At 32.5% G+C, this 23,410-nt stretch carries 23 protein-coding genes; 3 read left to right on the top strand and 20 right to left on the bottom strand.

The genetic code is table 11. The annotated features are described in order from the left end of the window. Positions 1-225 precede the first annotated feature (225 nt). Entirely contained in the window at positions 226-693 is a 468-nt protein-coding gene (locus BN4220_RS17020) for a hypothetical protein (RefSeq protein WP_066719264.1), read from the bottom strand. Positions 694-899: 206 nt separating this feature from the next. Next, entirely contained in the window at positions 900-1,256 is a 357-nt protein-coding gene (locus BN4220_RS17025) for a LysM peptidoglycan-binding domain-containing protein (protein WP_066719266.1), read from the bottom strand. A 230-nt stretch (positions 1,257-1,486) separates the two neighbouring features. Between BN4220_RS17025 and BN4220_RS17030 the strand changes: the two genes are divergently transcribed. Continuing rightward, positions 1,487-1,738: a kinase to dihydroxyacetone kinase gene (locus BN4220_RS17030; RefSeq protein ID WP_066719273.1), complete on the top strand. Its 252-nt coding sequence runs from the start codon at positions 1,487-1,489 to the stop codon at positions 1,736-1,738. Positions 1,739-1,972: 234 nt separating this feature from the next. Here the strand turns inward: BN4220_RS17030 and BN4220_RS17035 are convergent, their stop codons facing one another. Further along, positions 1,973-2,323: a winged helix-turn-helix transcriptional regulator gene (locus BN4220_RS17035; RefSeq protein ID WP_066719274.1), complete on the bottom strand. Its 351-nt coding sequence runs from the start codon at positions 2,321-2,323 to the stop codon at positions 1,973-1,975. 106 nt (positions 2,324-2,429) lie between these two features. Between BN4220_RS17035 and BN4220_RS17040 the strand changes: the two genes are divergently transcribed. Next, positions 2,430-2,768, top strand: coding sequence for a TIGR04076 family protein (locus BN4220_RS17040; RefSeq protein ID WP_066719276.1), 339 nt, complete (start codon positions 2,430-2,432; stop codon positions 2,766-2,768). Positions 2,769-2,976: 208 nt separating this feature from the next. After that, positions 2,977-3,591 carry a transcriptional repressor LexA gene (lexA, locus tag BN4220_RS17045; RefSeq protein ID WP_066719278.1) on the top strand — a complete coding sequence of 205 codons (615 nt, stop codon included), beginning with the start codon at positions 2,977-2,979 and terminating at the stop codon, positions 3,589-3,591. A gap of 125 nt (positions 3,592-3,716) precedes the next feature. Here the strand turns inward: lexA and rsfS are convergent, their stop codons facing one another. The 17 genes from rsfS to BN4220_RS17130 form a co-directional block, all read right to left on the bottom strand. Next, complete coding sequence (gene rsfS, locus BN4220_RS17050; RefSeq protein WP_066719282.1) at positions 3,717-4,073, bottom strand: ribosome silencing factor; 357 nt, start codon at positions 4,071-4,073, stop codon at positions 3,717-3,719. Beyond that, the gene (gene yqeK, locus BN4220_RS17055) at positions 4,073-4,669 is read right to left on the bottom strand and encodes a bis(5'-nucleosyl)-tetraphosphatase (symmetrical) YqeK (RefSeq protein WP_148401762.1); all 597 of its coding nucleotides are present in this window, start codon (positions 4,667-4,669) and stop codon (positions 4,073-4,075) included. The genes rsfS and yqeK overlap by 1 nt, the downstream gene beginning before the upstream one ends. A 45-nt stretch (positions 4,670-4,714) precedes the next feature. Beyond that, positions 4,715-5,317 (bottom strand): nicotinate-nucleotide adenylyltransferase, encoded by a 603-nt coding sequence (nadD, locus tag BN4220_RS17060; protein WP_066719285.1) that lies wholly within the window; start codon positions 5,315-5,317, stop codon positions 4,715-4,717. A 20-nt stretch (positions 5,318-5,337) separates the two neighbouring features. Continuing rightward, on the bottom strand, positions 5,338-5,637 hold the full coding sequence (yhbY, locus tag BN4220_RS17065; RefSeq protein ID WP_066719288.1) for a ribosome assembly RNA-binding protein YhbY: 300 nt from the start codon (positions 5,635-5,637) through the stop codon (positions 5,338-5,340). A 110-nt stretch (positions 5,638-5,747) separates the two neighbouring features. Continuing rightward, a complete protein-coding gene (gene obgE, locus BN4220_RS17070) occupies positions 5,748-7,037 on the bottom strand; it encodes a GTPase ObgE (protein ID WP_066719290.1) in 1,290 nt (429 codons plus the stop codon). 60 nt (positions 7,038-7,097) lie between these two features. After that, complete coding sequence (gene rpmA, locus BN4220_RS17075; RefSeq protein WP_066719293.1) at positions 7,098-7,385, bottom strand: 50S ribosomal protein L27; 288 nt, start codon at positions 7,383-7,385, stop codon at positions 7,098-7,100. Between the two features lie 53 nt (positions 7,386-7,438). Continuing rightward, the gene (locus BN4220_RS17080) at positions 7,439-7,759 is read right to left on the bottom strand and encodes a ribosomal-processing cysteine protease Prp (protein ID WP_066719303.1); all 321 of its coding nucleotides are present in this window, start codon (positions 7,757-7,759) and stop codon (positions 7,439-7,441) included. 20 nt (positions 7,760-7,779) lie between these two features. Next, positions 7,780-8,088 (bottom strand): 50S ribosomal protein L21, encoded by a 309-nt coding sequence (rplU, locus tag BN4220_RS17085; protein ID WP_066719306.1) that lies wholly within the window; start codon positions 8,086-8,088, stop codon positions 7,780-7,782. Between the two features lie 167 nt (positions 8,089-8,255). Further along, positions 8,256-8,576, bottom strand: coding sequence for a (2Fe-2S)-binding protein (locus tag BN4220_RS17090; RefSeq protein ID WP_066719308.1), 321 nt, complete (start codon positions 8,574-8,576; stop codon positions 8,256-8,258). A gap of 237 nt (positions 8,577-8,813) precedes the next feature. Beyond that, positions 8,814-9,284, bottom strand: a complete 471-nt coding sequence (ybaK, locus tag BN4220_RS17095; RefSeq protein WP_066719311.1) for a Cys-tRNA(Pro) deacylase — start codon at positions 9,282-9,284, stop codon at positions 8,814-8,816. Between the two features lie 106 nt (positions 9,285-9,390). Next, entirely contained in the window at positions 9,391-10,575 is a 1,185-nt protein-coding gene (locus BN4220_RS17100) for a ribonuclease E/G (protein WP_066719316.1), read from the bottom strand. A 97-nt stretch (positions 10,576-10,672) separates the two neighbouring features. After that, entirely contained in the window at positions 10,673-11,530 is an 858-nt protein-coding gene (locus BN4220_RS17105; protein WP_066719320.1) for a TIGR03936 family radical SAM-associated protein, read from the bottom strand. Positions 11,531-11,650: 120 nt separating this feature from the next. Next, positions 11,651-13,516, bottom strand: a complete 1,866-nt coding sequence (locus BN4220_RS17110; protein WP_066719324.1) for a TIGR03960 family B12-binding radical SAM protein — start codon at positions 13,514-13,516, stop codon at positions 11,651-11,653. A gap of 161 nt (positions 13,517-13,677) precedes the next feature. Beyond that, positions 13,678-15,915: a bifunctional diguanylate cyclase/phosphodiesterase gene (locus tag BN4220_RS17115; protein ID WP_066719334.1), complete on the bottom strand. Its 2,238-nt coding sequence runs from the start codon at positions 15,913-15,915 to the stop codon at positions 13,678-13,680. Positions 15,916-16,408: 493 nt separating this feature from the next. After that, positions 16,409-22,192, bottom strand: a complete 5,784-nt coding sequence (locus BN4220_RS17120; RefSeq protein ID WP_066719340.1) for a prepilin-type N-terminal cleavage/methylation domain-containing protein — start codon at positions 22,190-22,192, stop codon at positions 16,409-16,411. Positions 22,193-22,246: 54 nt separating this feature from the next. Next, the gene (locus BN4220_RS17125) at positions 22,247-22,825 is read right to left on the bottom strand and encodes a hypothetical protein (RefSeq protein ID WP_066719343.1); all 579 of its coding nucleotides are present in this window, start codon (positions 22,823-22,825) and stop codon (positions 22,247-22,249) included. Next, positions 22,826-23,401, bottom strand: coding sequence for a hypothetical protein (locus BN4220_RS17130; RefSeq protein WP_066719346.1), 576 nt, complete (start codon positions 23,399-23,401; stop codon positions 22,826-22,828). Positions 23,402-23,410: the final 9 nt, after the last annotated feature.

Genomic DNA, 23,410 nt, shown 5'->3' on the forward strand with positions numbered 1-23,410 from the left:
GTAGTATTTTGGATTTATTTGTATCATGCTACTAATTTGTATTGATCATTTACTTTTTTTGTAGCTTCATATACATTACCAGAAACAAATCGCAGTCCAAGCATACACACGACGCTATCAATAAATAAATCAGACCAATATCTTAGCATTTTTATACAATGGATATTTTTCTACAAATAAAAAAGACTGTTGCTTATTCACAACAGTCCAAATATATCAAATTTATTAGGTTGTACTATTTTCATTGAAAAGATCAGGGTTTAAAACCTTAATGGATAATAAATAATCATCAAATGCATCGGATTGAAATTTCTCTGGAATAATTTCTTTAACTCTCTCAAATATCTCGTTGTCTGTTAATAATGTTTTGCTAATATCATCGATTAAAGTATCAAGTTCTGAATTCCACGTTTCTTTATCGATATATTCAAATAAGATTGCATTATCTTCAGGATACTTTTCCTTTAATAATCGAAGGTCATAATCCCAAATAACTTGATATTCATTTAAGCCCTTTTCTTTCGCACCAGATTTATCAATCATTTCTTGCAATTTTTTTAATGTGGTATCTGTTTCTTGTTGCTCTAAGTTTCTTTCAATCAAACGATTTATCGTAAATGTTGTCTCTGTTAAGATAAATAATATAAACAACAAGATTAGAATTTTTCCATATTTTTTTAAAGTTTTAAGCATTCTTTGAGTCTCTCCTTATCGTATAATAAGATTATTATACCTTAAATTGCAGGATTTGAACACTTATATTTTTATAAAATATATTGTTTCTATTATTATATAAATTTTATATATTATAACATTTTTCACACAACTTCATTAGTATCTTTATAAATTTGATTAAACATAGAATTTAATATGATGATAGATAAATACATCTTCCTCTTTTAATTAACATCATAATAATAAGGAACAATAATGTATTTTCCTGCATGAATTTCTTCGGTATACAATCTATTACTTTTCTTAATCTCTTCTATGTAAACTGGTATACTTTCATACTCTTCTGTATAATATTTAGTTGCAATACTCCATAAAGTATCGCCTGGTTCTATTAATATTGATGTAACCGTTTTTTTTCTTACACCTGATTTTTGAGCAAAAACATTATGTGACATTACAGATGATAATAACAAAACGAGTGAAACAATAAGTACAAAGCCAAATACCTTTCGATTAAAAATCACCTCTAGTGATGTTATCGTTTTATCCATTGTATTATTTCTTTGATTTACCTGAACCATAATAGTACCTCCTTTGTTATCGAACATACATTCCCGAACATATGTTTTCTAAATTATATCGAACATTCATTCGATTGTCAATATATATTTTTGTTAATAGGAAAATTGAGGTAGTAAAATAAATACTTTCAAATTTGTTAAACACTGGTATAATAGAATTGTTGTTACATACAGAAAATCATCATATATTACGTAACTACAGTAATAAACTAAATATAAGGAGAGGAATTATGCTTGAATTTAAATTTGATACTCAATTATTAATCGAAGGTCATGATCTTTCGGAAGATAAAATCAATGAATATATTACACAAAATTTTGAAGGCGATTGTTTACTTGTCGTTGGAGATGAAGATTTGATAAAAATACATTTTCATACCAATTCCCCATGGAAGGTATTGGAGTACTGCTCCACTCTAGGCGATATCTACGATATTGTTGTAGAAAACATGGAGCGTCAAGAAAATGGATTACAAGGCTAAGAAGTATTACTTATACTTTTTATACGAATGATATCAGCCTTATGTAATATCGAACATAAAATCAAGAAATTACGATTACACAAGAAAAACCCCTTTCGTTAGATTTTGTCTAACAAGAGGGGTTCACTTTATCCTTAAAGAACATTTTGGTTTTTTATATAGTAGTCTATTGTCTTTTATTAATATATGTTAAACTATGCGTTGAATCTATGTTTTAATCTATGTTTTAATCTCTTATTTTGTAGAATCTCCCATCTTGTTTGCCTCTCCCCACTGGCACATAGATTCCATAATTGGATATAAAGATAATCCCTTTGGTGATAAGGAGTATTCAACCTTAGGTGGGATTTGAGGATATTCTTTTCTTATTATGATTCCGTCATCTTCCAATTCTTTTAATTGTACACTTAAAGTTTTATAGGATATCGTGCCTATTAATCGTTGTAATTCATTAAATCGAACTGGTTGAACTTCAATTAACCAATATAATATAACCATTTTCCATTTCCCACCGATTACAGATAGAGTATAGCCAAATGGTGTGTCATCTAGCTTTTTTATAGATTTAAATTCCTTCATACTCATATTTACACTTCCCTTCTCGTAAGTATGTGACAAAAAAGTGCGTACTTTTTTTTGTAATTCAACTTATTGTACAATAAAAGCATAACATCGTAAAGGAGAATAGATTATGAAAAAGTGTAAAATTGAAGTACTTAAAACAACCTTTGACAAAGAATTAGCTGAAGAATATGGGTGCAAAGGCTTAGGTAAATGTCCTATGCATAAGGTAGGCGATGTCTTCTACGGAGATTACGCAAAACCGGAAGGATTATGTGACGAAGCGTGGAAAGCTATGTACCAATATGTATTCGCTCTTTCCCATGGCAGTGATATCTTTTATTATGGAGACTGGATTGATAAACCAGGTGTGGCGATTTGTAGTTGTAACGACGGTCTTAGACCCGTTATCTTTAAAATAACAGCAACGGATGAAACTTCTGAAATAAACTATACGCCGGTAAACTAATATTTTACTAATTCATTTCATTTATTGTACCTTTGCATTTGAATAGACACTATTAAAACATACTGGCATTCTATGAATTATTTTTATATATCTTCTATTAAAATCTACATAAAACAAGATAAATAATTTACTATAAATACCGAACATTAGTTTTGCATTTTTCCTGACGGTATGATATAATATATAAAATCGAACGGAGGTACGATAAATGAGTTATGGTAAGATAAGTTCCAAACAAAAAGAAATACTTGAATATTTAAAAGCTCAAATTATAAATAGAGGATACCCACCTGCTGTAAGAGAGATTTGTGAAGCAGTTCATTTAAAATCAACATCATCAGTTCACTCTCATTTAGAAACACTTGAGAAGAATGGTTACATAAGACGTGATCCATCCAAACCAAGAGCAATTGAAATTGTCGATGATAATTTTAATATCTCACGTCGAGAAGTTGTTAATGTACCACTTGTAGGTACCGTTACTGCTGGTCAACCTATCTTAGCAGTTGAAAACATTGATGGGTACTTTCCTATTCCAACCGAATATATGCCAAACGAGGAAACCTTTATGTTACGTGTAAAGGGTGATAGTATGATCAATGCAGGTATCTTTAATGGCGATAAGATACTTGTACAAAAGCAAACTTATGCTAACAATGGTGACTTTGTAGTTGCATTATTAGATGATTCTGTAACGGTAAAAACATTTTATAAAGAAGGGGATCATTATCGTTTACAACCAGAGAATGATTTTATGGACCCAATCATCGTTACTGAAGTTCAAATATTAGGTAAAGTTATAGGTTTATTTCGTATGTTTTAAACCTTTTAAACGAAAAGCTGCCATACATATAGATTCTTATTCTGTAATCTACACGTATGGCAGCTTTTATCTTAAACTATAGGAACTAAACTCATATAGTTTTTTCTATTGCACATTCTACTCTATTATTTCTTTAAATCTTCTAAGGATACAGTATTACCGTCTCTCCAGATTCTTTCTAAATCATAGAATAAACGATCTTCCTTAGAAAAGATGTGAACAACTACATCGCCGTAGTCCATTAAAACCCATCCAGAAGAATGAACACCTTCAATTCTCTTTGGTTCAAAACCTTTTCTTCCAAGTGCTTCTTCTACTGCGTCTACCATGGCAGTTACTTGAGAAGAACTATTACCATTGGCAATAATAAAATAATCAGCAATAACTGAGATATTTCCAATTTCAATTACTCTAATATCTTCAGATTTTTTATCTTCAAGCGCATTATATGCTAATAATGCCATTTCTTTTGATTGATTCATTATAGATTCAACTCCTTTTTATAATATTCATATGTTGTCACTGTTAATTGATCAATTTCCCTTTGTGTACTCGATAAATATCGCAAGGTATTGTCAAGTGCATAAAAAACCGCTAAATCTAGCTGTTTAAATGCGGTTTCTCTAATAATAGCAAGGCTAGGAGTTGTTGGTTGATTTCTTCGCATCTCAATATAGTCTGCTAAAAATACGATTTTTTCAAGTGTTGACATATTAGGCCTTCCAGTCGTATGATTGGATATTGCAGCTAAAATGTCAGAATCCGTAATTCCATATTTATGCTCTGCATAATAAGCACCTAACTTACTATGAAGTAAAAATGTATTTCTCTCTTCCACTTCAGAAACTGGAAGATTCGCTTCTCTACATTCTCTTATAGCCTCTTCACCAGTAGTATATTTTGCGATATCGTGTAACAAACCTGCAGCCATAGCTTTACTTGTATCTTCACCATAGCACATAGCAAGTGCTACCGCTAAATATGCCACACTTAAAGTATGATAATAACGTTTCTTTGGAATTTCACTTGAAACACTTTCTTGAATTTCATCCAGTGCACTTATACTAAGTAAGCTCATAATATAACTCCCTTAATTGGTTTGGCTCGATTCTTGAAACGTTAACTATTTATATAAATTATTTTCTTTAATATAGGATATTACTTTTTCTGGTAGAAAATACTTCACTGAATTGCCTTTTTTCAAATGATTACGAATCATTTTCGAAGAAATATCAAAGGTAGGTACTTTTAAAAACTGTATATTAGATTGATATTTTTCATTCAGTTCATCTATTTTAATTAACATTTCATCCTCTGTTTTTTCGCCTCTTCCAGCAGCTAAAATCTCCGCTAGAGAGAGAACTACTTCTGGCCGATTCCAATGTTCTAATTGAAACAAAGAATCCCCACCGATAATAAAGTAAAACATGACATCCGGGTATTCTTTTGTTAATTGAAGTAAGGTATCTGCAGTATACGTATTTCCTTCTCGTTCAAATTCCACGGTTGAAAAAGAAAAATGGGGATTATCTTCAATCGCTAATTGAATCATATTTTTTCTATGCTCATTGGACACAATTTCTCGCAAAGACTTATAAGCAGGCTGATTGGATGGCAAAAATATAATTTCGTCCAAATCATACTGCTCATAAGCGCTCTCTGCTAAAATCAAATGGGCATAATGTATCGGATTAAATGTTCCGCCCATGATACCAACTTTTTTCATAAGACCTCCGTACCACTTTATTATGCTTTTGGAAGTTCAATCTTTTTCTTATCTTTTGATTCACGATATAAAACTATTTTCTTACCAATTACTTGTACTACAGTAGATTTTGTTCTCTCTGATAATACACTTGCAATCTCACGAGGATCATCAAGACAATTTTTCAATACTGATATTTTAATCAATTCTCTTGCTTCTAATGCATCACTAATCCCATTGGTAAGTTCTGGCGAAACACTTGATTTTCCAACTTGAAAAATTGGATCAATGTTCATTGCCAAACCTTTTAAATATGCTCTTTGCTTGCTTGTTAATGTCATATTTCCTCCATGTTGCCGCTTATCGACATCTTAATAATTGAAGAAGTATATAAAGATATTACTAGGATTATAATGTTCTATAACCCTTAGCGTTTATCCTTTTCTTCTCTTTATTTATAATAATCAAACTCTAAACCATACATTCGAACGGTATCGCCTTCCTGAATGCCTAGAGCCTCTAATTCATCAAGAATTCCATTGTCCTTAAGGAAACGTTGGAAGAATTCAAATCCTTTTTCAGAATCTATATTTGTATAACCTAACATACGTTCAATTCTAGGGCCTTCCACTACATAAACGTTTTCAGCCTCATCAAATGTTACGCTATATGGTTCCTCACTTTGAGTTAAGTTTTCTGGGAAGTATTCACGTTCAAATACTATTGGTTTTTCTTCAATACCTTTTAGCATTTCATTCACATGATAAAGTAACTCTTTTACTCCTTTACCACTAACAGCAGAAATTGGAAATACCTGAATTCCTTCAGATTCAAACGCATCCTTAATTCTTTGGATTGCTTCTTCCTCTTCTTCACCAAATAACACATCTATTTTATTTGCGGCAATTACCTGTGGTTTTTGCAACAATTCTTCATTATAGGATACTAATTCATTATTTATCTTTTTAATATCATCCACTGGATCACGACCTTCTGTACCAGCAGCATCTACAAGATGGATGATAACTTTTGTTCTTTCAATATGCTTTAAGAATTCATGTCCAAGGCCAATCCCTTCGGATGCACCCTCAATTAATCCAGGAATATCTGCAATTACAAATCCTTCCGTATCGTTTAAATCTACAACACCAAGATTTGGATTTAAAGTTGTGAAATGATAATTTGCAATCTTTGGCTTTGCATTTGTAACACGAGATAAAAATGTTGATTTACCTACATTAGGGAAACCAACTAATCCAACATCAGCAATCACCTTTAACTCTAAAGTCACGTTTAATTCTTGAGGTTTTTGACCTGGTTGCGCATATTTTGGAACCTGCATTGTAGCTGTAGCATAATGCTGATTACCTTTTCCGCCTCTTCCACCACGTAAAATAACTTCACGACGGTTTCCATGAGACATATCGGCAATTACTTTGCCGCTTTCTGTTTCTTTAATTACAGTACCTTCTGGTACTTTTAAAACTAAATCTTCACCGTCTTTGCCAGAACAGCGTTGTTTGCCGCCATTCTCACCGTCCATAGCAGAAAACTTTCTTTTAAAACGAAAATCTACGAGTGTATTTAATCCTTCGTCCACCTCAAATATGATATCTCCGCCTTTTCCACCGTCACCGCCGTCCGGTCCACCAGCAGGAACGTATGGCTCTCTTCGAAAGCTGACATGTCCATCGCCACCTTTGCCTGAGCGGATATAGATATTAGCACTATCTGCAAACATAAAATCACCTGTTCTTTCTAAAAAAGGGGCTGTTAAATAACAGCCCCTCGCTAAACTTAATTATTTTGCTTCTACTGGGTAAACACTAGCTTGCTTCTTGTCTCTACCTTTTCTTTCGAACTTAAGTACTCCGTCTACTAAAGCAAATAATGTATCATCACCACCACGTCCAACGTTAACGCCTGGGTGAATCTTTGTACCACGTTGTCTGTAAAGGATGTTTCCAGCTAAAACGAACTGACCATCAGCTCTCTTAGCACCAAGTCTCTTGGATTCGGAATCTCTACCGTTCTTAGTAGAACCAACACCCTTTTTATGAGCGAATAATTGAAGGTTCATCTTAAACATGACCTACACCTCCTTTATATACTAGGCTTAAGAATTGAAAATTAAGTTCAATCCTATGAAATAATCTGAATATATTCCTGTCCGTACTCTTCCATAATTCCTTGGAGTCCAAGGACTAAAGAATTCAATAACAATTCTGATACTGAACTTAGAGTAGAGACAATTTTGAATTCAACCGTTCCGCTTTCTTCTTCCACGTTATATTCATAAGTATCCGATGAAAATGTATCAATGGAATTCATGGCATTAATTACAAGAGCTGATGCAGCTGCACATACGATATCCTGACCATATTCAGCATATCCCGCATGTCCACTACATGAAAATCCGTAAATTCTGCCTTCATCATTATTATAAATTGATACTTTAACCATATCAACCTCACATTGGCTGATTAAGCATTGATTTTTTCAATCTTAACCTTGGTATAAGCCTGTCTGTGACCATTCTTCTTATGATATCCAGACTTTCTCTTGTATCTGTAGACAATAACTTTTTTGTTCTTGCCTTCTTCAACTACTGTTGCAGAAACACTAGCACCAGCTACTGTAGGATTTCCTACTACTAACTGACCATTGTTTACAACAAGTACTTCATCAAAAGAAACAGTTGCACCAGCTTCTACACCAAGCTTTTCTACTTTAATGATATCGCCTTCGGCTACTTTGTACTGTTTACCACCTGTTGCTATAATCGCGTACATATGGCACCTCCCATTATCATTACTCGCCAACTTTGGTGCCTGTTCAAAGAACAGAACTTTAAAACCTCGTTGTGCGGCACACTATGATATATTATCACAGTATGTATAAATTGTCAATTATATTTTTATATTAAAAACCAAAGATTTTTCAATTTTTGATTTTTTTCTTATCTACCAAGTTCAATTACATTTTGAATCAATGCTTTACATCTACCACATTGACTACCTGCACCAGTAAGTTCAACTACTTTTTCTACAGTATCTGCTCCATTGTTCACTGCATCAATTACAGTTTGCATGGATACATTTTTACATCCGCATAATGTAGATTGAATGTACTCAAGATTCTCTTTACATCCTTCACAGGTAGTACAAACTCCTGTCTTTTCTGCTATTTCTTCTATTGTACGTGCACCCTCACACATTGCTTTACGAATTGTGCTATATTCAACATTGTTTACAGTACATATAATACCCTTGTTTGCCATTTTCAAAACTCCTTTTAAAATTAATTCTATTTTTTCTTATTTTGTTAATCTGCGCAGTATAAAAGTTAAATGAATACATAATAAATTCAGAATTCAGATGATCTAACTGCCATGATTAAAACTTTTACATCGTTATATTCACGACGATGTAAAAGTTTTAATCATGGTAATTTATATACCTTTTCTCTGAATTTATTCAAGTATAGAATTGATTTTAAAACTACGAAGTTCAAGTTGTTACATAACGAAATCTGCCAGTTCAGCCTCTAGATAGTTAACGATTTGTTCTCGGTTAACTACCATTTGACAGCCCCTGACACCTGCACTTATTATAATTTCATCAAATAATATTGCAGTTTCATCTATATAGGTAGGAAATTTCTTCTTCATACCTACTGGGGAGCAACCTCCGCGAATATAACCAGTAAGTGAAAGCAGATCTTTCACAGGAATCAGTTCTATTTTCTTATCGCCAACAATATTTGCTGCCTTTTTTAAGTTTAATTCTTCGGCTACAGGAATACAAAAAACCATGTATCCCTTCTTCTCGCCTTTCGTTACTAAAGTTTTAAATACCTGTTCTACGGGTTGTCCCGTTTGCTCTGCGACATGTGTCCCAGAAAGATTTGCTTCATCTACTTCATATTCTATTGTTGTAAAATTTACATTTGCTTGTTCAAGTAAACGCATTGCATTTGTTTTAACCATGCCTTTATCCTCCAAATACTTCTTTCTCTATGAAAGGCAACCAAAACAGTCACTTGTTTAATCTTAAATTAAAAATCAAACAAAAAAACTATTTTATAGTTGTCGTTTACTTAATTTGTTCATAAAGTGGTTTTCTAATCTTCTTTCTTGTAATTTCTACAAGATTTAGAGCAGTCATATCAATAAGCATAGTCTTTACGGGATCTTGTCTTAAATATTCGTTTAAAGTATTTAATAAAAGTTCCTTATTCTCTTCTTTTTTCATATCAATAAAGTCTACAATAATAATGCCTGATAAATTACGAAGACGAATTTGTTTTGCAATTTCTTTTGCTGCCTCTAAATTAATTTTTAAGAAGGTTTCTTCCACATTCTTTTTCCCTGATACCGCTTTACTTGTATTAACATCAATTACTACTAGAGCTTCCGTTGGTTGTATGATTAGTGTTCCACCACTCTTTAACCATACCCTTTCTTTTAACGCATTCTCTATTTTAGATTCAATACCATAAAGTTTAATCAAAGGTAGCATCGGATCGGTATATAATTTTAGTTTATGAATATCCTCTTTTTGATAAGTTTCAAGATATTCCTTCATCTCAGAATACATATCTGCATCATCAGTAATGAAATTCTCTATTTCATGGGATAATCCATCACGAATGGAACAAATATAAGCCTTTGGTGTTTCATAAATTTTAGAAAAACGCAAGCGATGAATCCCATAATTTTTAATATTTTCATATAGGCCTAGAAGAACTTCAATTTCATTCTTAATTAACTCTTCTGATACAAAGCATGCATTAGTTCGAATAATAAAACCATATTGTCCAGAAATAAAAGGTTCCAATAATTTTCTTAAACGTTTCCGATCTTTATCGTTTTCTACTTTATTAGAAACACCAATTCCAGGCTTTCCATGGACTAAGACAACATATTTTCCTGTTAAATTAATATTCGTTGTTATAACAGGTGCTTTCGTCTTAACATCCTCCTTGGATATTTGCACAATCAATTCATCACCAATACGGACATGATCTGCTTTATGTTCCTGAGTATAAATAGGATGTGTTACCTCATTTAACGAAAGATAACACATCCTGCCATGTTCTATTTCTACAAAAGCAGCGTTGATATTCTTCACTATGTTCTTTACTTTACCAACATAGATATTTCCAAGTAAGGAATCCTCTTCTTCTTTTTCTACATTCACTTGAATCAATTCATTTTCTTCAAATAGTGAGGAAATGATTTTTTGATTCAACTTTGTAATGATTAATTTCTTCCCCATAATGACATCCATTCTTACGCATGTTTTTGCGTAATTAGGTTGATAGAAATATTTTTCTATCAACCTAAGTTTTTCTAATATTTATTTCTTGATTACTTTATTCATTAATGCTTAGCAAAGATATCAATTGTCTTTCAGGTAAAGTTCCTTCTGCAGTCGCTTTTTCAAGCATAACTTGTGTCATGCCACGTCTTGAAACATCCGCAAACATATCCATTCTATGAATTTGGTAAGCAAGTGGATTGTATTCTACACCTATAGAATTACAAAACGCTTCAATAATTAATTCTGGTTTAATGTTCGTTACACTACCAGCAGACAATTGTAGAAACACTCGTTTTCCATTCTCATAACGATCTGCATGGGCTAAACCTAATTCTCTAGGAAAGTTAGCAGTAGCTTGTAAAAATTCTGATTCATTTACACCAAATCCATAGATAAATGGTTTTATGTCTAACTCACGTTCTGATTTTTTAGATTTCTTTAAAACCGTAATGCTATCTTTTTCTAAGAATTCTTTTATCTTTAATTCAAATTCTTCTTTACTTAAAGCCTTTCCATCTTCGTTTAGTTCGTAGCCATCCTTAACAGAAACCAAATAGTCTGCTGCCGCTACTAAAGACATCGCTGTTTCACGTCTCTGATTTGGCAATGGATCTGGAATTACGCTAAGGTCTGTAATTAAAAATCCTTCCGTCATTTGTTCATTAAAACGTCGGATCATACTTTCCTTATCCTCGATTGTATTTAATTCAACATCCAAATACTCTCCATCACTTGTTAAACCAACGCCAAGTGGAGATGCAAATGACATAACTTGATGTGGATTAAATCCGTTACTATACACAACATCTAACTCTGCACGTCTGATTGCTTTTTGAAAAAATCTCATAACGTCCAAATGTCCAATGAACTTCATGGCTCCATATTTTGAAAATTTAACTCTTACATTCATTTTAATTCAAGCCTTTCAACTTTTATATACATGAACAAAAAACGTTCATAATCTATTTTTATCCAATGGGTATCCACAAAAAAGCTTGTAAATACCTCATTTTGCTTTCCTTATATCTTGCTAATTTCTAGCTTCTACGCAGACACCACCTTTAAATGCTGCTGCACCACAACCAGAACATGACTGACGACAATTTGGTGTAATTGTTTCTTCCTTCGCTCTTTTGTATTCTTTCCATAAAAATTGTTTTGTTACACCGATATCAATAAAATCCCATGGGAAAATTTCATCTTCGGTACGTTCTCTACTAGTGTAGAATGCTACATCCACACCATTCTTTTCAAATACACGCATCCAAACATCATTTTTAAAATATTCAGACCATGCATCATAAATACAACCTTCCATATAAGCATCATAAATGGAGGAAGCAATACGACGATCTCCTCTTGCAAAAAGACCCTCTAGTAAAGTTACATCTCCATCATGCCAGTTATAACGAATGCTCTTATAGTTTAATTGTTCTTTTAATTTTGCACTTAGAACACGACGTTTTCTCTTAATTTCTTCCGTTGTAGACATCGCAGACCATTGGAATGGTGTAAATGGCTTTGGAACAAAGAAAGAAGTTGAAGTTGTAATTGCAACTTTACCATCTCTTTGATCTTTAGGAATTGTATAATACTCTCTTGCGATCTTGTCCGATAAAATAGCAATTCCTTCAATATCCTCATCGGTTTCTGTAGGAAGCCCTAGCATAAAATAAAGTTTTACTTTATTCCATCCAGAAATAAACGCATCCATAGCACCTTTTAAAATTACTTCTTCTGTTAAGCCTTTATTAATAACATCACGAAGTCTTTGAGAACCTGCCTCTGGAGCAAAAGTTAAACTACTCTTCTTAATATCTTGCACTTTACTCATAACATCAAGTGCAAATGCATCGATACGTAAAGATGGTAAAGAGATATTAACTCCCTGCTTTTTAAACTCATCAATTAAAAAGTAAACCAATTCTTGTAGTTGTAAATAGTCACTTGAACTTAAAGAACTTAAAGAAATTTCTTCATGACCAGTAGAACGTATCATTTCCTTTGCTAATTCCTTTAATGTGCTTAAATCTCTTGGACGAATTGGACGGTATAACATACCTGCCTGGCAGAAACGACAGCCACGAATACATCCACGTTGAATTTCTAGAACAACTCTATCCTGAATTGCCTTAATATAAGGAACAATTGGTTTTTTCGGATAATACGTATTACTTAAATCCATTTCTACTTGTTTAAGTACTTTTTCTTTTGCATGAGGATTGTTTGGAGTGATTGCTTTTACTGTTCCATCTTCTTTGTAAGTAACATCATAAAAAGCTGGGACATACATTCCTTCAATTTCAGCAACCTTTTCAAGGAACTCCATTCTTGTCCCATTGGAGGCCTTATGTTCTTTATAAATATCCAAGATATCGTTATAAACTGTTTCACCTTCTCCAATATAGAAGAAGTCAAAAAAGTCTGCAATTGGTTCTGGATTATAGGAACATGGTCCACCACCAATAACAAAAGGATCTTTCTCTGTTCGATCTTTTGCATATAGAGGAATACCAGATAAGTCTAACACCTGTAAAATATTCGTATAGCACATTTCATACTGAAGTGTAATACCAAGGAAATCAAAATTCTTAATAGGATCTTGAGATTCAAGTGCAAATAAAGGAATATTTTCTTCACGCATTATTTTATCTAAGTCTACCCAAGGGGAATATACTCTCTCACAGTAGGTATCTTCTCTTTGGTTTAACATATCATATAAAATTTGCATTCCAAGATGTGACATACCAACCTCGTACACGTCAGGGAAACACATGCAAAAACGTATATCTATATTATTAAGATCCTTCACAACCATATTGACTTCATTGCCAATATATCTTGCTGGTTTATCAATTTTTAATAAAACTGCATCATCTAAAGCTAACTTTCTCATTTTTTTCCTTTCTTCTTGTAAAATACATATAATAAACATTAACATTATCAATTCAATAAGTAAAGCCTAAAGTATTATATACATTTTAGGGAAGAACTTCAAGTAGGTAACTTTTGTTCATACTTATATTTAACAGTCTATCCTTTTATTGATTTGAAAAGTTATGCTTCGCTTAGTCCATAGACCTGCTCTTTAAATTCGGCTTCCGATATCGGCTTAGAATAGTAATATCCTTGTGCAATATCGCAATTTTTTTCTTGTAACATTTCTACATGTTCCTTCGTTTCTACACCTTCACATACAACTTGAATATTGCATTTTTTCGCCATTGTGATAATACTTTCAATAATAATTTCACACTTAACTGCATCTTTGATATTTGACAAAAACTCTTTATCTAATTTTAATTCATCAATTGTAAGTTCTTTTAAAATGTTTAAGGAGGAATATCCACTGCCAAAATCATCAATGGATACTTTGATGCCTAAATTATGTAATTTTGAAATAATCGTTTTAATTTCATTAAATGTATCTGCTGGAATACTTTCTGTTATTTCAATAATAATATCCCCGGGCTCTATCGCGTACTTTTTTAGTAAATTACTAACATTATTTATATAATTTTCTTCAAATAACAAAATACGAGATTGATTTATTGATAACGGAAAAATATCCATCCCCTGTTTTCTCATCATACTTTGAAAGCGGCATGTTTCCTCTAACATATATAAATCTAGCTTTGATATAAAACCATTTTGTTCAAAAATAGGTATAAAATCTGTTGGTAATGTAATTTTACCATCTTTATTAACCCATCTTACTAATACCTCTCCACTACAAATGGTTTCATTTACCAAATCATATTTAGGCTGAATATACAGCTTAAATTCTTTATTCACTATACCATCCTTCATACGTTTTTCGATGTCATTTTTTTTCTCTGCTTCTCTATACATGACATCGTCATAAAAAGCGTACTGATTTCCATGTAAATCTTTTATTTTCTTTTTAGCAATGTATGCTCGATCTATCATTAAATTTATATCAGAATCATAAGAAAAAGTATCGAATAAGATGATTCCACAGTGACAATTTATTGGATAGCGTTGTTGGGGTAATAAATCAAAATCCGAAATCTTATTCATGATTTCTTCAACTCTTTTTGCTATTTTACTAGATTCTTGAGTATGTAACAGAATTCCAAATTTGTCCGATTCCCTATGATAAAAACATTCATCTTCATGTAGTTCTTCTTTTAACACATCTGCTATATGTCTAAGAAGCTTATTTCCTATTTGATATCCAAAGGAATAATTAATAAATTTAAAATCATGTATATCAAGTGCAACAAAGGAATATAGTATTTTATTTAAATATAACTCCGGCAATTTTTCCATAAATCCATTTTTATTAATTACTCCAGTAACAGAATTGTAAAATGCCATTCGATTCATTCGCTTATTACTTTTTTGAATAACCTTTAACATATATACGCTCATACACAGGAATAATAAAGTAATAAATATTATAATACCAAGAGTAAACATAGTTATTGGTTTAAGGGACGTTTTATAATCGGATAGCTTAACCATGCTAAGGGCATACCACATATTGTTATCATCGATTACATGTGAGGTGATATAATAATCATTATGAATACGTAGGGAACGACTTACTATATGATTATCTAGGGATATAAAATCCTGAACTTCTAAATTTAATTCCTCAAGATTATAAAGATCCTCAATCTGTTTGCCATTATTCTCATCTTCCGAAGCATCGATAACGATTTTACCATCTCGATCTATAATTATTATATTGGTTTCATCTAAACTATTTAAACGTTTAACAATATTTTTGTATTCTTCTAAGTTATCAATTGCTAGCACTGCACCGATCACATTCTCTTTATCATAAACGGGTGTAGCATAGCATATGGTTCCCTCTTGGGTAATATCATCTACAAACACATTATAAACCGTTTGATTCTCAGTAAAAATTTTTTCAAAATAGTCTAAGTGTTTCTTATAAGAATAGTCTTTACTAAAGCCATTGGCATCAACAGAAACCCCAGTTAAGTCTGTTCGAACATAGATTATTTTTGAAAAAATGTCTCTTTTTATTTCATTGGCTAGAAAATCTTTTATTTCATCTAATGAATCTTCTGGGTTTATGAATGATGCGATTGAATTTATGTATTCGATATTCTCTGTATTTGAAGATTCAAATATCTCAGTATATTTCGTTGTTATTCGTTCTAATTTTTCAATAACTTCTTCATCCATAGCCCTATTTCTAAAAAACATGAATATAAAAAGGCAAATGATTACAACACCAATTAAAGATAAAACAATTGATAATGAAAATAGTAGCTGTTTAAGCTCATATCTTTTTTTCAATCTAGGTCACTTTCCTTTCGTTTCACTTTATACTTAAAAGCTCAGTTGTTGCTTCTAAAAACATAGTGTTACTGTCATCGAGCTTTTTACACAGCTTTTATTTCATTGATACAGAAACTTATCCCATATCTCTTTCGCTAAATATGTGTTACTTAAGCGAAATTATTCATTTTACATTTGTGCTTTTGTTCATTTTGATTTTATCTCTTGTGTCCTTTTTTATCTTTGGTTTTTCATTACTTTTGAACTCTTTTTTTATCTGTTGTGACTTTCCTTATCTTTTGTGCTTTTCTTTGTCCTTTGTGCTTTTCTTTGTCCTTTGTGCTTTTTCTTACCCTATTGTTCTTTTCTTTGTCCCTCGCACGTTTCTTTATCCTTTGTATTTTTCTTTATCCTTTATGTTTTTCTTTATCTTTTGTTCTTTTATTATCCTTATCCTTTGTATCCTTACTTTATTAACAGTCTGAATCACAATAAAACTTATATCTTTGAACTAAAATATCATTTCTAACCATTGCATCGGCCAATCTCCCCAATGTTCTAGACTTAAATAAGCTGAACTTGTAGCTATTAATTCAAAGGGATAGCTCTTGTTTGATCTATCTGTATTTGCATATTTAATATTATTATACTTATGAGTTATCGCTTCTTTGTCAGTCTGTACAGTCTGTAATTTCTCATAACTAGCCTCTGTTCCTATCTCATTTTCAAATTGAACATCACCTTGTATATATTGTGGATCTATCTTTAACCATCTACAATTGTTAATATTACCTTTTTCACCAGCCAAGGACTTTCCAAACATGTAAATCTTATTTCCTCTTAGTTTAAGCATTGCAGAATAACAATTACTTATTTCTTTTGATGAATCTGCAACTCCAAGAAATCCATACACTGTATTTGTACTGGCTGCTACTCCAAGAGAGTGACTATTTTTGATGGTTCCTAAGTTTCTATAACAAAATCCACTAACTTCTTCGCCATCTTCAGTTGATACGGTCACATTGGCATAACAGGATTCAATTAAGCCATAATTTTCAAAGACAAAACCGCTAATAACTGCCTCTTCTTCTCCCTCTACATCAGCATCGACTCTGTTACCAATAACAGTTCCTGAGACATAGCAATTTATGATCATGCCTTGATTAATTGCTAAAAATCCATATTGATTTTTAATCTGCACTTTACTATATCCGTCTTCTCCTTCTACATCTGGGCGAATAGAGCAACTTTCAATGATACCCTTGTTATTTTCTGCAAATGATGCATTTGTATTTATTAACGTAATACCTTTTATTTCACTCTCACTTTCAATCGTTTGGAACAATTGTTTATCCAATGCTTCAATTACATATCCATACGTATTATCTTCAAGCTTATATGTTTTAGATTCATAATTTGATCTAAAATTATTTATACTTTCTGTGAATATATAATCATCACAACTCTTGCCTCTATTCGTATAAGGAACCTTTCCTTTCACAAATGTTATATCTGCACTTTGTATAAAAGTATATGAAGCACTAGACTCTTCCTTTGCAATATTGTTCAAATGCCTTGGAGATCGAATGTAAAAGATACTTTGCTTAGCATCCATATGCTTAACAGTATCCCCATACAATGGTTGAAAACTTAATCTAGCAGTTTTTGAGTCAATAACAATATCATCAGCTTGTCCAAGATTATTTCCAATCTGAACTAAAACCGCCTGATATTCATATAAGTGTTGCGGTATATTTTCTTGGATAACGTAATAGGCTTCAAATTCACCAATTTCTGAAAGTTGATTCTGTAAATCTTCACTGACTTTCTCTGTAAGGTTTTCTAGTTTGTATGTATTCTCATTGCCAAACGAAATACCGAGCGTACTAACCTCTTTATCTTTCGGTATTAAAATCATATAACCTTCTTCCGTTACATATTTACCACTTTCTTCCAACAGACCATTTGTTAATTCAAAACCAGGTGTAAAAATTTCTTGGTACTCTGGCGTTTCATCATCAGCACATGCTTCTGTCAAATATCCGTGATAGTATAATTTGCCATCAATAAGCTCGTAGTAAATTAGCCCGGCGTTTAAAGAAGAATTATCCGTTTCCTGGTCATCCGCGTATTCCATTGTTTGAGTATCCCTTGCCGGCCAATCGCCCCAGAATTGCATTTTGACATACGCATCCTCTGTGGATAGTAATTGGAATGGATATACAGTGTTCTTTTTATCATTATCAGCATTTTTATAGCCACTGTAATACTTATATGTTTGTGGACTTGTCCCGTATTTCGCTAATTCGTCATAATCGATTGGTTTTCCTTGTTCATAAAGATTATAAATATCCCCAAACTGTACTTCACCTTCTATATAGTTATTGTCTAACCATGTACAATTACGAAGTGGATTATTTTTACCGCTAGTTCCAAATCGATAAATCTGTTTCCCTGAAAGTTTGAATAATGCGGAATAACAATTTTCAATTATTCCTTCATCATTGTTATTACCAAATGCATAAGAGATACTAGAATCTCCAGTACTTTCTACTGAGCCTATCGTAAAACAGTTTAGAACCTTTCCACCATTATTATATCTCAAAAAACCAGATGTTTGAGTAATTCCTGTTAATATTCCATTAACATAACAATTTTCAATGCTACCTCTGTTAGTATCAACAAATCCACTCACTGAATCCCCCTTAACTGTTCCAGTCATATAAGAATTTCTTATCGTACCTTGGTTTGTAAAAACTAAACCAGAAGCTTTACCATATCCTTCGATTACAACACTTTCATACCCAGATGGAGAATTTATACTTGAACGTATACTGCATCCTTCAATAATTCCTTCATTAAAGCGTGCTAAAGCTGCTATCTCTAAATCAGTTGAATAGATTTGTACATCAGTTAAAGTAATACCTTTTACTACTGTATTTGGGAAAATATAACCAAACATCGTTACATTCATCCCCTGAATTGTATAAGTTCCACTATTATCTGGATAATGTTGAGATTCATACTCTTTTACTCTAAATTTACTAATGGAATCACTAAATAGATAATTTCTCACCTTTATAAAACTTATATCCATATTCTGAATAAAATAATTATTTATTGCTTGATCCCAAATAGTAAATGATTCCAACTGTTGCAAATTTACCAATTGACGAGTAGAACGAATATAGTATGTTGTATCTTTTACTCCCTCTTTCATAGGTTGTACTGAATCCGCAAAATATGGTGTAAAAGAAAAATAAGCAATTTTTCTTTTTGGATGTTCATTTTGCTTACCCCTATAAAAACTTAAAGTTCCCTTCTGACCAAGATTAAAGGAAGCTTCACCAAGAAACTCATAAGCTATGAAGCCCTTGAATTCTTCAGGAAGATTCAAGTCTTTTCTTTCTTTCACAATTTCTTTGATTGAAGTTCCCCAATCTGTATAGTACAAAGATTCTAAATCTACATCTTCAGGAAGTAAAATCAAATATCCATCCTCTTCCACATACTTGCCCTTACTTAGCTCTAAACCATTGCTAAGACCTTCTTTTTGGGTTTTTACTTCTTCATAATTATCTCTATTATCAGGATTGTCACTTTCTTTACTTACCCAACCATGATAATAAAAAGTTGAATCATCTAATAACTTTTCATAATAAATAATTCCAAAATCAAAATCATGCTCATTTGCGTTTTCAATCTTAAGTGGCCAGTCTCCGTAATAAACTTTCTCAGATCCAACCTTCTTAGCTGCAGTATTGTTAACAAGCCTAAAAGGATAGGATATAGCTTCTAGCGTTTGATCATAACTGTAAACTTCAGCATTTTCATTATCATTACCTGCTCGTCCACTTACACTTAAAACTACTGATTTACTCTCATCATATACAGCGTTTATCATTCCATCATAATCATAACCATAAACATCTGATATCGTTGGTTTTAAATCACTATTGCTGTCTTTTAGAAAATAGCACTGCTTCGCAGTAACTGTAGCTGCTGTTTCTACACTACCGATAAACGCACCTCTTTTAGAATTTCCACTGATGCCTTCAACCTTACCGATGGAATAACAATTGGTATACGTATTCACTCCAGCATCTATCTTTCCAGTGAATCCTCCTGTTAAATTACCATAAACGGAAAGTGTTGAAAAACAGTTCATAATTACTGTGTTATAAGCCCCATCTTTCCCTATAAAACCACCAGCAATCCCTGTACTTCCTAATGCTGTTGCTCCAAAGAATTCTGAATACTGGCCATTCTTTGTATATCCTCCTGCATAGCTATTTTTAATTAGTGTTTCATTTTGTGTAGCACCATCATTCACACCGATTAAGCCACCAGATATTCCACCATCACCAGCTACTACTGGGACTGACGCAAAGGAATCTATTATGCTTGTATTCACCGTCTTTCCTACGAGGCCACCTGCGACCCCATTTGAAGCAAAAACCATGAATTTGTTACCGATCTGATTCTTTTTCTGATTAAAAGCACCTAACTCATATTTTTCTGCTGCTGTAATTTTAGTAGCATCAACTTCATCATCCGTTAAATAAATAGCACAATTTTCTAGATTTCCATTGTTAAGTTCACCTACAAGCCCTCCTGCGATTCCATTACCAGATGCTTTCACAGTAGAGTTTATCACAGTTATATTCTGCCCTGTAAAATGTCCATCTTCACTTACCGTTCCAACAAGAGTACCAGCATTTCCTACATTTTTGCTATTTACAGAAACAAAATTATTCAAAACAAGATTTTTAGCTGCAAAAGTCTGTGGCAATACATCTGTTCCAATCTGTGAAAATAGTCCCACATTACCAGTTTCATTTTCCATAAGAGTAAAATTGCTTAATTGGTGACCATTTCCTTCATATTCAATTAAAGCAAGATTGGTAATTCCGTAAAATTTATCTCTCGCCAATTCCTTTTGTTGCATTACATTCCCATCATATGCATAAATAACTATATTTTCTTTTTTACCATTTGGCATAAAAGAATTCCAATCAATGGATGATGTCTGTTCTGCCCTATCTACAATTCTATTTATATTTTTGTTGTTATTAAGCGTTAGATTACTAGGTAAATTAGAAACTTCCGGACTTAAATTTTGTAAATGTCTAACGTTTCCTATTGTCACTTTAGAAGCAGTTTTTCCGTTCACTGTATATTCATAATTTGCTTCAAACAGACTATTGGTATATGCCTGGGATTTAACAGCTTTACATAATACTTGGTTACTAAAAACCTCTACTGTTATAATAATATTTTCACCAGGAATTAAATCAGGGAAAATATCAGCAAAATGTCCACCTTGTCTAGTAATGTCATCTAGAATAAGGGTATATTTCACCTTATCATTTTCCTTTTTAGCGGACCACCATTCTTCTCGTGAAATAGAGCCCGTTCCTAACTCGTCATACTCAAAGGATTTTGTCACAGAGGCTTGACTCTCTTCACCTGTTACTGTTACAGAAATTTGACTCTTAACTTCCTGTCCATTCACTCTTTTCCAATAATTCGAGTCAGTTATTGTAACTTTAAGCACATCTGCATTATCCACCTGAATCTCAACGGGATCAAGCTCTGTAGAACTTAATGTTTTTGTGATTGCTCCACCATAATATCCAATAATTACATTACCATGTTCATTTTTATAATTCTTTCTTATTTGCTTTCCTGTGGAAGAATTATCACGGCCATTTGTTTTATCAAGTCCGTTGGCTCCCATGATATCATTTTCATAAGTGCATTTATTAAGGTCGTCTGTATAAAATACGCCATACACCGTTGCTGTTAGATAATCATATTCGATAACATAAAATCCTTCACTACGAACTTTTTCATCAATTGCACCTAAGGGTAAAATAGTTTCTAAAATAGTATTTTTCAAACTATCTTTTTCACCATCGTATACAATGTAGTAGTATTCATGTAGCCCATCATTTTCAGCCCATACTTCTCCTGCTGGATAATCAGATGGTTTTTCCGTCATCTTACTCCCAAAATATCCATCTGCATTATCGTCATGTTGTTTCTCAAGACTTTTCCATGTTCCGGAAGCTTTTGATGCTGTCATATGATTCTGAGCTGCTACAAATATTTCACGTGCGGTAGCATCCATTTCCATAAGCTTAAGGCTTTTCTGGTAATGCGCAACACCAACCATTCCTATAGATAGCAATATAGATAGAATCCCTACTGCAATCAGCAGTTCAGCTAAGGTAAATCCTGCATTTTTTTTATTTTTACATTTCATTTCGTTCTTATTTTTTATGTATATCAATAATATAACCTCCACTAACTGCACTTAGATTGTGCTGTAAGCTTTTATCTATTATTAATTCTCTGACTTTATTTCTTGTAGACCTGCGCTTGATACTGAATCAGACACACCTTCAAAGAATGTCACTTGTAAACTTACATTAATATTCTTCGAAGTTTGTAATCCGCCCTCTGTCGCTGACAGATTAACATCTCTTATCAAACATTTATATTTACAATTTTTCAAAGATTGAATCATTTCTTTTGCTGTATCATAATCTCCAGTCGTAAAGGTGATATTAATATTGCGTCGTACAATACTTCCATCCGTTGTCGCATTATCAAAGTTTAAATTAAACGTTTTAGCCTTAGATAAAATACTATTTATTTCTGTTATTTCATTTTCAAGATTATTATAATCTAAAAGGAGTCCGCCAGATTGTCCCTCGTTTTCCTTTAGCACTTTTTGCATCTGTATCAATTTTTGTGCCTTTAACTGCACTGCCAAAAGCTCATCTTCTAAATTAATCACATTGTACGTTTCCATCATTTTCGCAGTGCTTTTCCATACTGCTTGGTAATAAAAGATTCCAAGAAATAAGCATGCACATATCAGCAGAAGAATGTTTTCCTTTACCGTAAATTTTCTGCTCATTTATTCTTCACCTCCAGATTTCAGCCTTATCACTATATTAGCTGAAACGGTTTTATTTTGTTTTTGATTATTACCATTTGCAGCAGTAGTTACGGTTACATAAACTGCCCTTTCATCTTCTTCAATTGCTGCTACAATCTCAGACACAGAAGGTAAGTTTGTGTTTTCAAGAGCAATGGTAAGCATACTGTCTGCTATATTAATATTTCGAATGTCCGCCTTGTCTAAAACACAATTTTCAACAAAGCTAATAATATCCAAACGATCTAACTCCGCAGCCTCTGATTCATTATAAAATGCATTTGTATAAATACGATATGCTTTTAAAACTTCGTCATACTCTTTTGTTTTCTCTTGCAATAACTCAATCTGCTTTTGAGTTTCCTTGTAAAGACGTTCTGCTTCAACTGCAGCATTTATTCTATCAATCACCGCAAATTTTACAAAAACAGCAAGAACTAAAAGAAATAATACAAAGCTTCCAAGCTGAATGCTTGTTTTCAACCTATTTTTCTTCTGTATTGCAAGGTTTATTGTCTGCTTCACTGGATATTTTGGTTTTGTAATTTGTATCACACTTACACC

The sequence above is a fragment of the Clostridium sp. Marseille-P299 genome (genome assembly GCF_900078195.1).
Taxonomy (GTDB): domain Bacteria; phylum Bacillota; class Clostridia; order Lachnospirales; family Lachnospiraceae; genus Lachnoclostridium.

Bases quoted from the DNA above. Each gene is read 5' to 3' on its own strand.
- BN4220_RS17020 (WP_066719264.1), bottom strand. From the start codon at position 693: ATGCTTAAAACTTTAAAAAAATATGGAAAAATTCTAATCTTGTTGTTT.
- BN4220_RS17025 (WP_066719266.1), bottom strand. From the start codon at position 1,256: ATGGTTCAGGTAAATCAAAGAAATAATACAATGGATAAAACGATAACA.
- BN4220_RS17030 (WP_066719273.1), top strand. From the start codon at position 1,487: ATGCTTGAATTTAAATTTGATACTCAATTATTAATCGAAGGTCATGAT.
- BN4220_RS17035 (WP_066719274.1), bottom strand. From the start codon at position 2,323: ATGAGTATGAAGGAATTTAAATCTATAAAAAAGCTAGATGACACACCA.
- BN4220_RS17040 (WP_066719276.1), top strand. From the start codon at position 2,430: ATGAAAAAGTGTAAAATTGAAGTACTTAAAACAACCTTTGACAAAGAA.
- lexA (WP_066719278.1), top strand. From the start codon at position 2,977: ATGAGTTATGGTAAGATAAGTTCCAAACAAAAAGAAATACTTGAATAT.
- rsfS (WP_066719282.1), bottom strand. From the start codon at position 4,073: ATGAATCAATCAAAAGAAATGGCATTATTAGCATATAATGCGCTTGAA.
- yqeK (WP_148401762.1), bottom strand. From the start codon at position 4,669: ATGAGCTTACTTAGTATAAGTGCACTGGATGAAATTCAAGAAAGTGTT.
- nadD (WP_066719285.1), bottom strand. From the start codon at position 5,317: ATGAAAAAAGTTGGTATCATGGGCGGAACATTTAATCCGATACATTAT.
- yhbY (WP_066719288.1), bottom strand. From the start codon at position 5,637: ATGACATTAACAAGCAAGCAAAGAGCATATTTAAAAGGTTTGGCAATG.
- obgE (WP_066719290.1), bottom strand. From the start codon at position 7,037: ATGTTTGCAGATAGTGCTAATATCTATATCCGCTCAGGCAAAGGTGGC.
- rpmA (WP_066719293.1), bottom strand. From the start codon at position 7,385: ATGTTTAAGATGAACCTTCAATTATTCGCTCATAAAAAGGGTGTTGGT.
- BN4220_RS17080 (WP_066719303.1), bottom strand. From the start codon at position 7,759: ATGGTTAAAGTATCAATTTATAATAATGATGAAGGCAGAATTTACGGA.
- rplU (WP_066719306.1), bottom strand. From the start codon at position 8,088: ATGTACGCGATTATAGCAACAGGTGGTAAACAGTACAAAGTAGCCGAA.
- BN4220_RS17090 (WP_066719308.1), bottom strand. From the start codon at position 8,576: ATGGCAAACAAGGGTATTATATGTACTGTAAACAATGTTGAATATAGC.
- ybaK (WP_066719311.1), bottom strand. From the start codon at position 9,284: ATGGTTAAAACAAATGCAATGCGTTTACTTGAACAAGCAAATGTAAAT.
- BN4220_RS17100 (WP_066719316.1), bottom strand. From the start codon at position 10,575: ATGGGGAAGAAATTAATCATTACAAAGTTGAATCAAAAAATCATTTCC.
- BN4220_RS17105 (WP_066719320.1), bottom strand. From the start codon at position 11,530: ATGAATGTAAGAGTTAAATTTTCAAAATATGGAGCCATGAAGTTCATT.
- BN4220_RS17110 (WP_066719324.1), bottom strand. From the start codon at position 13,516: ATGAGAAAGTTAGCTTTAGATGATGCAGTTTTATTAAAAATTGATAAA.
- BN4220_RS17125 (WP_066719343.1), bottom strand. From the start codon at position 22,825: ATGAGCAGAAAATTTACGGTAAAGGAAAACATTCTTCTGCTGATATGT.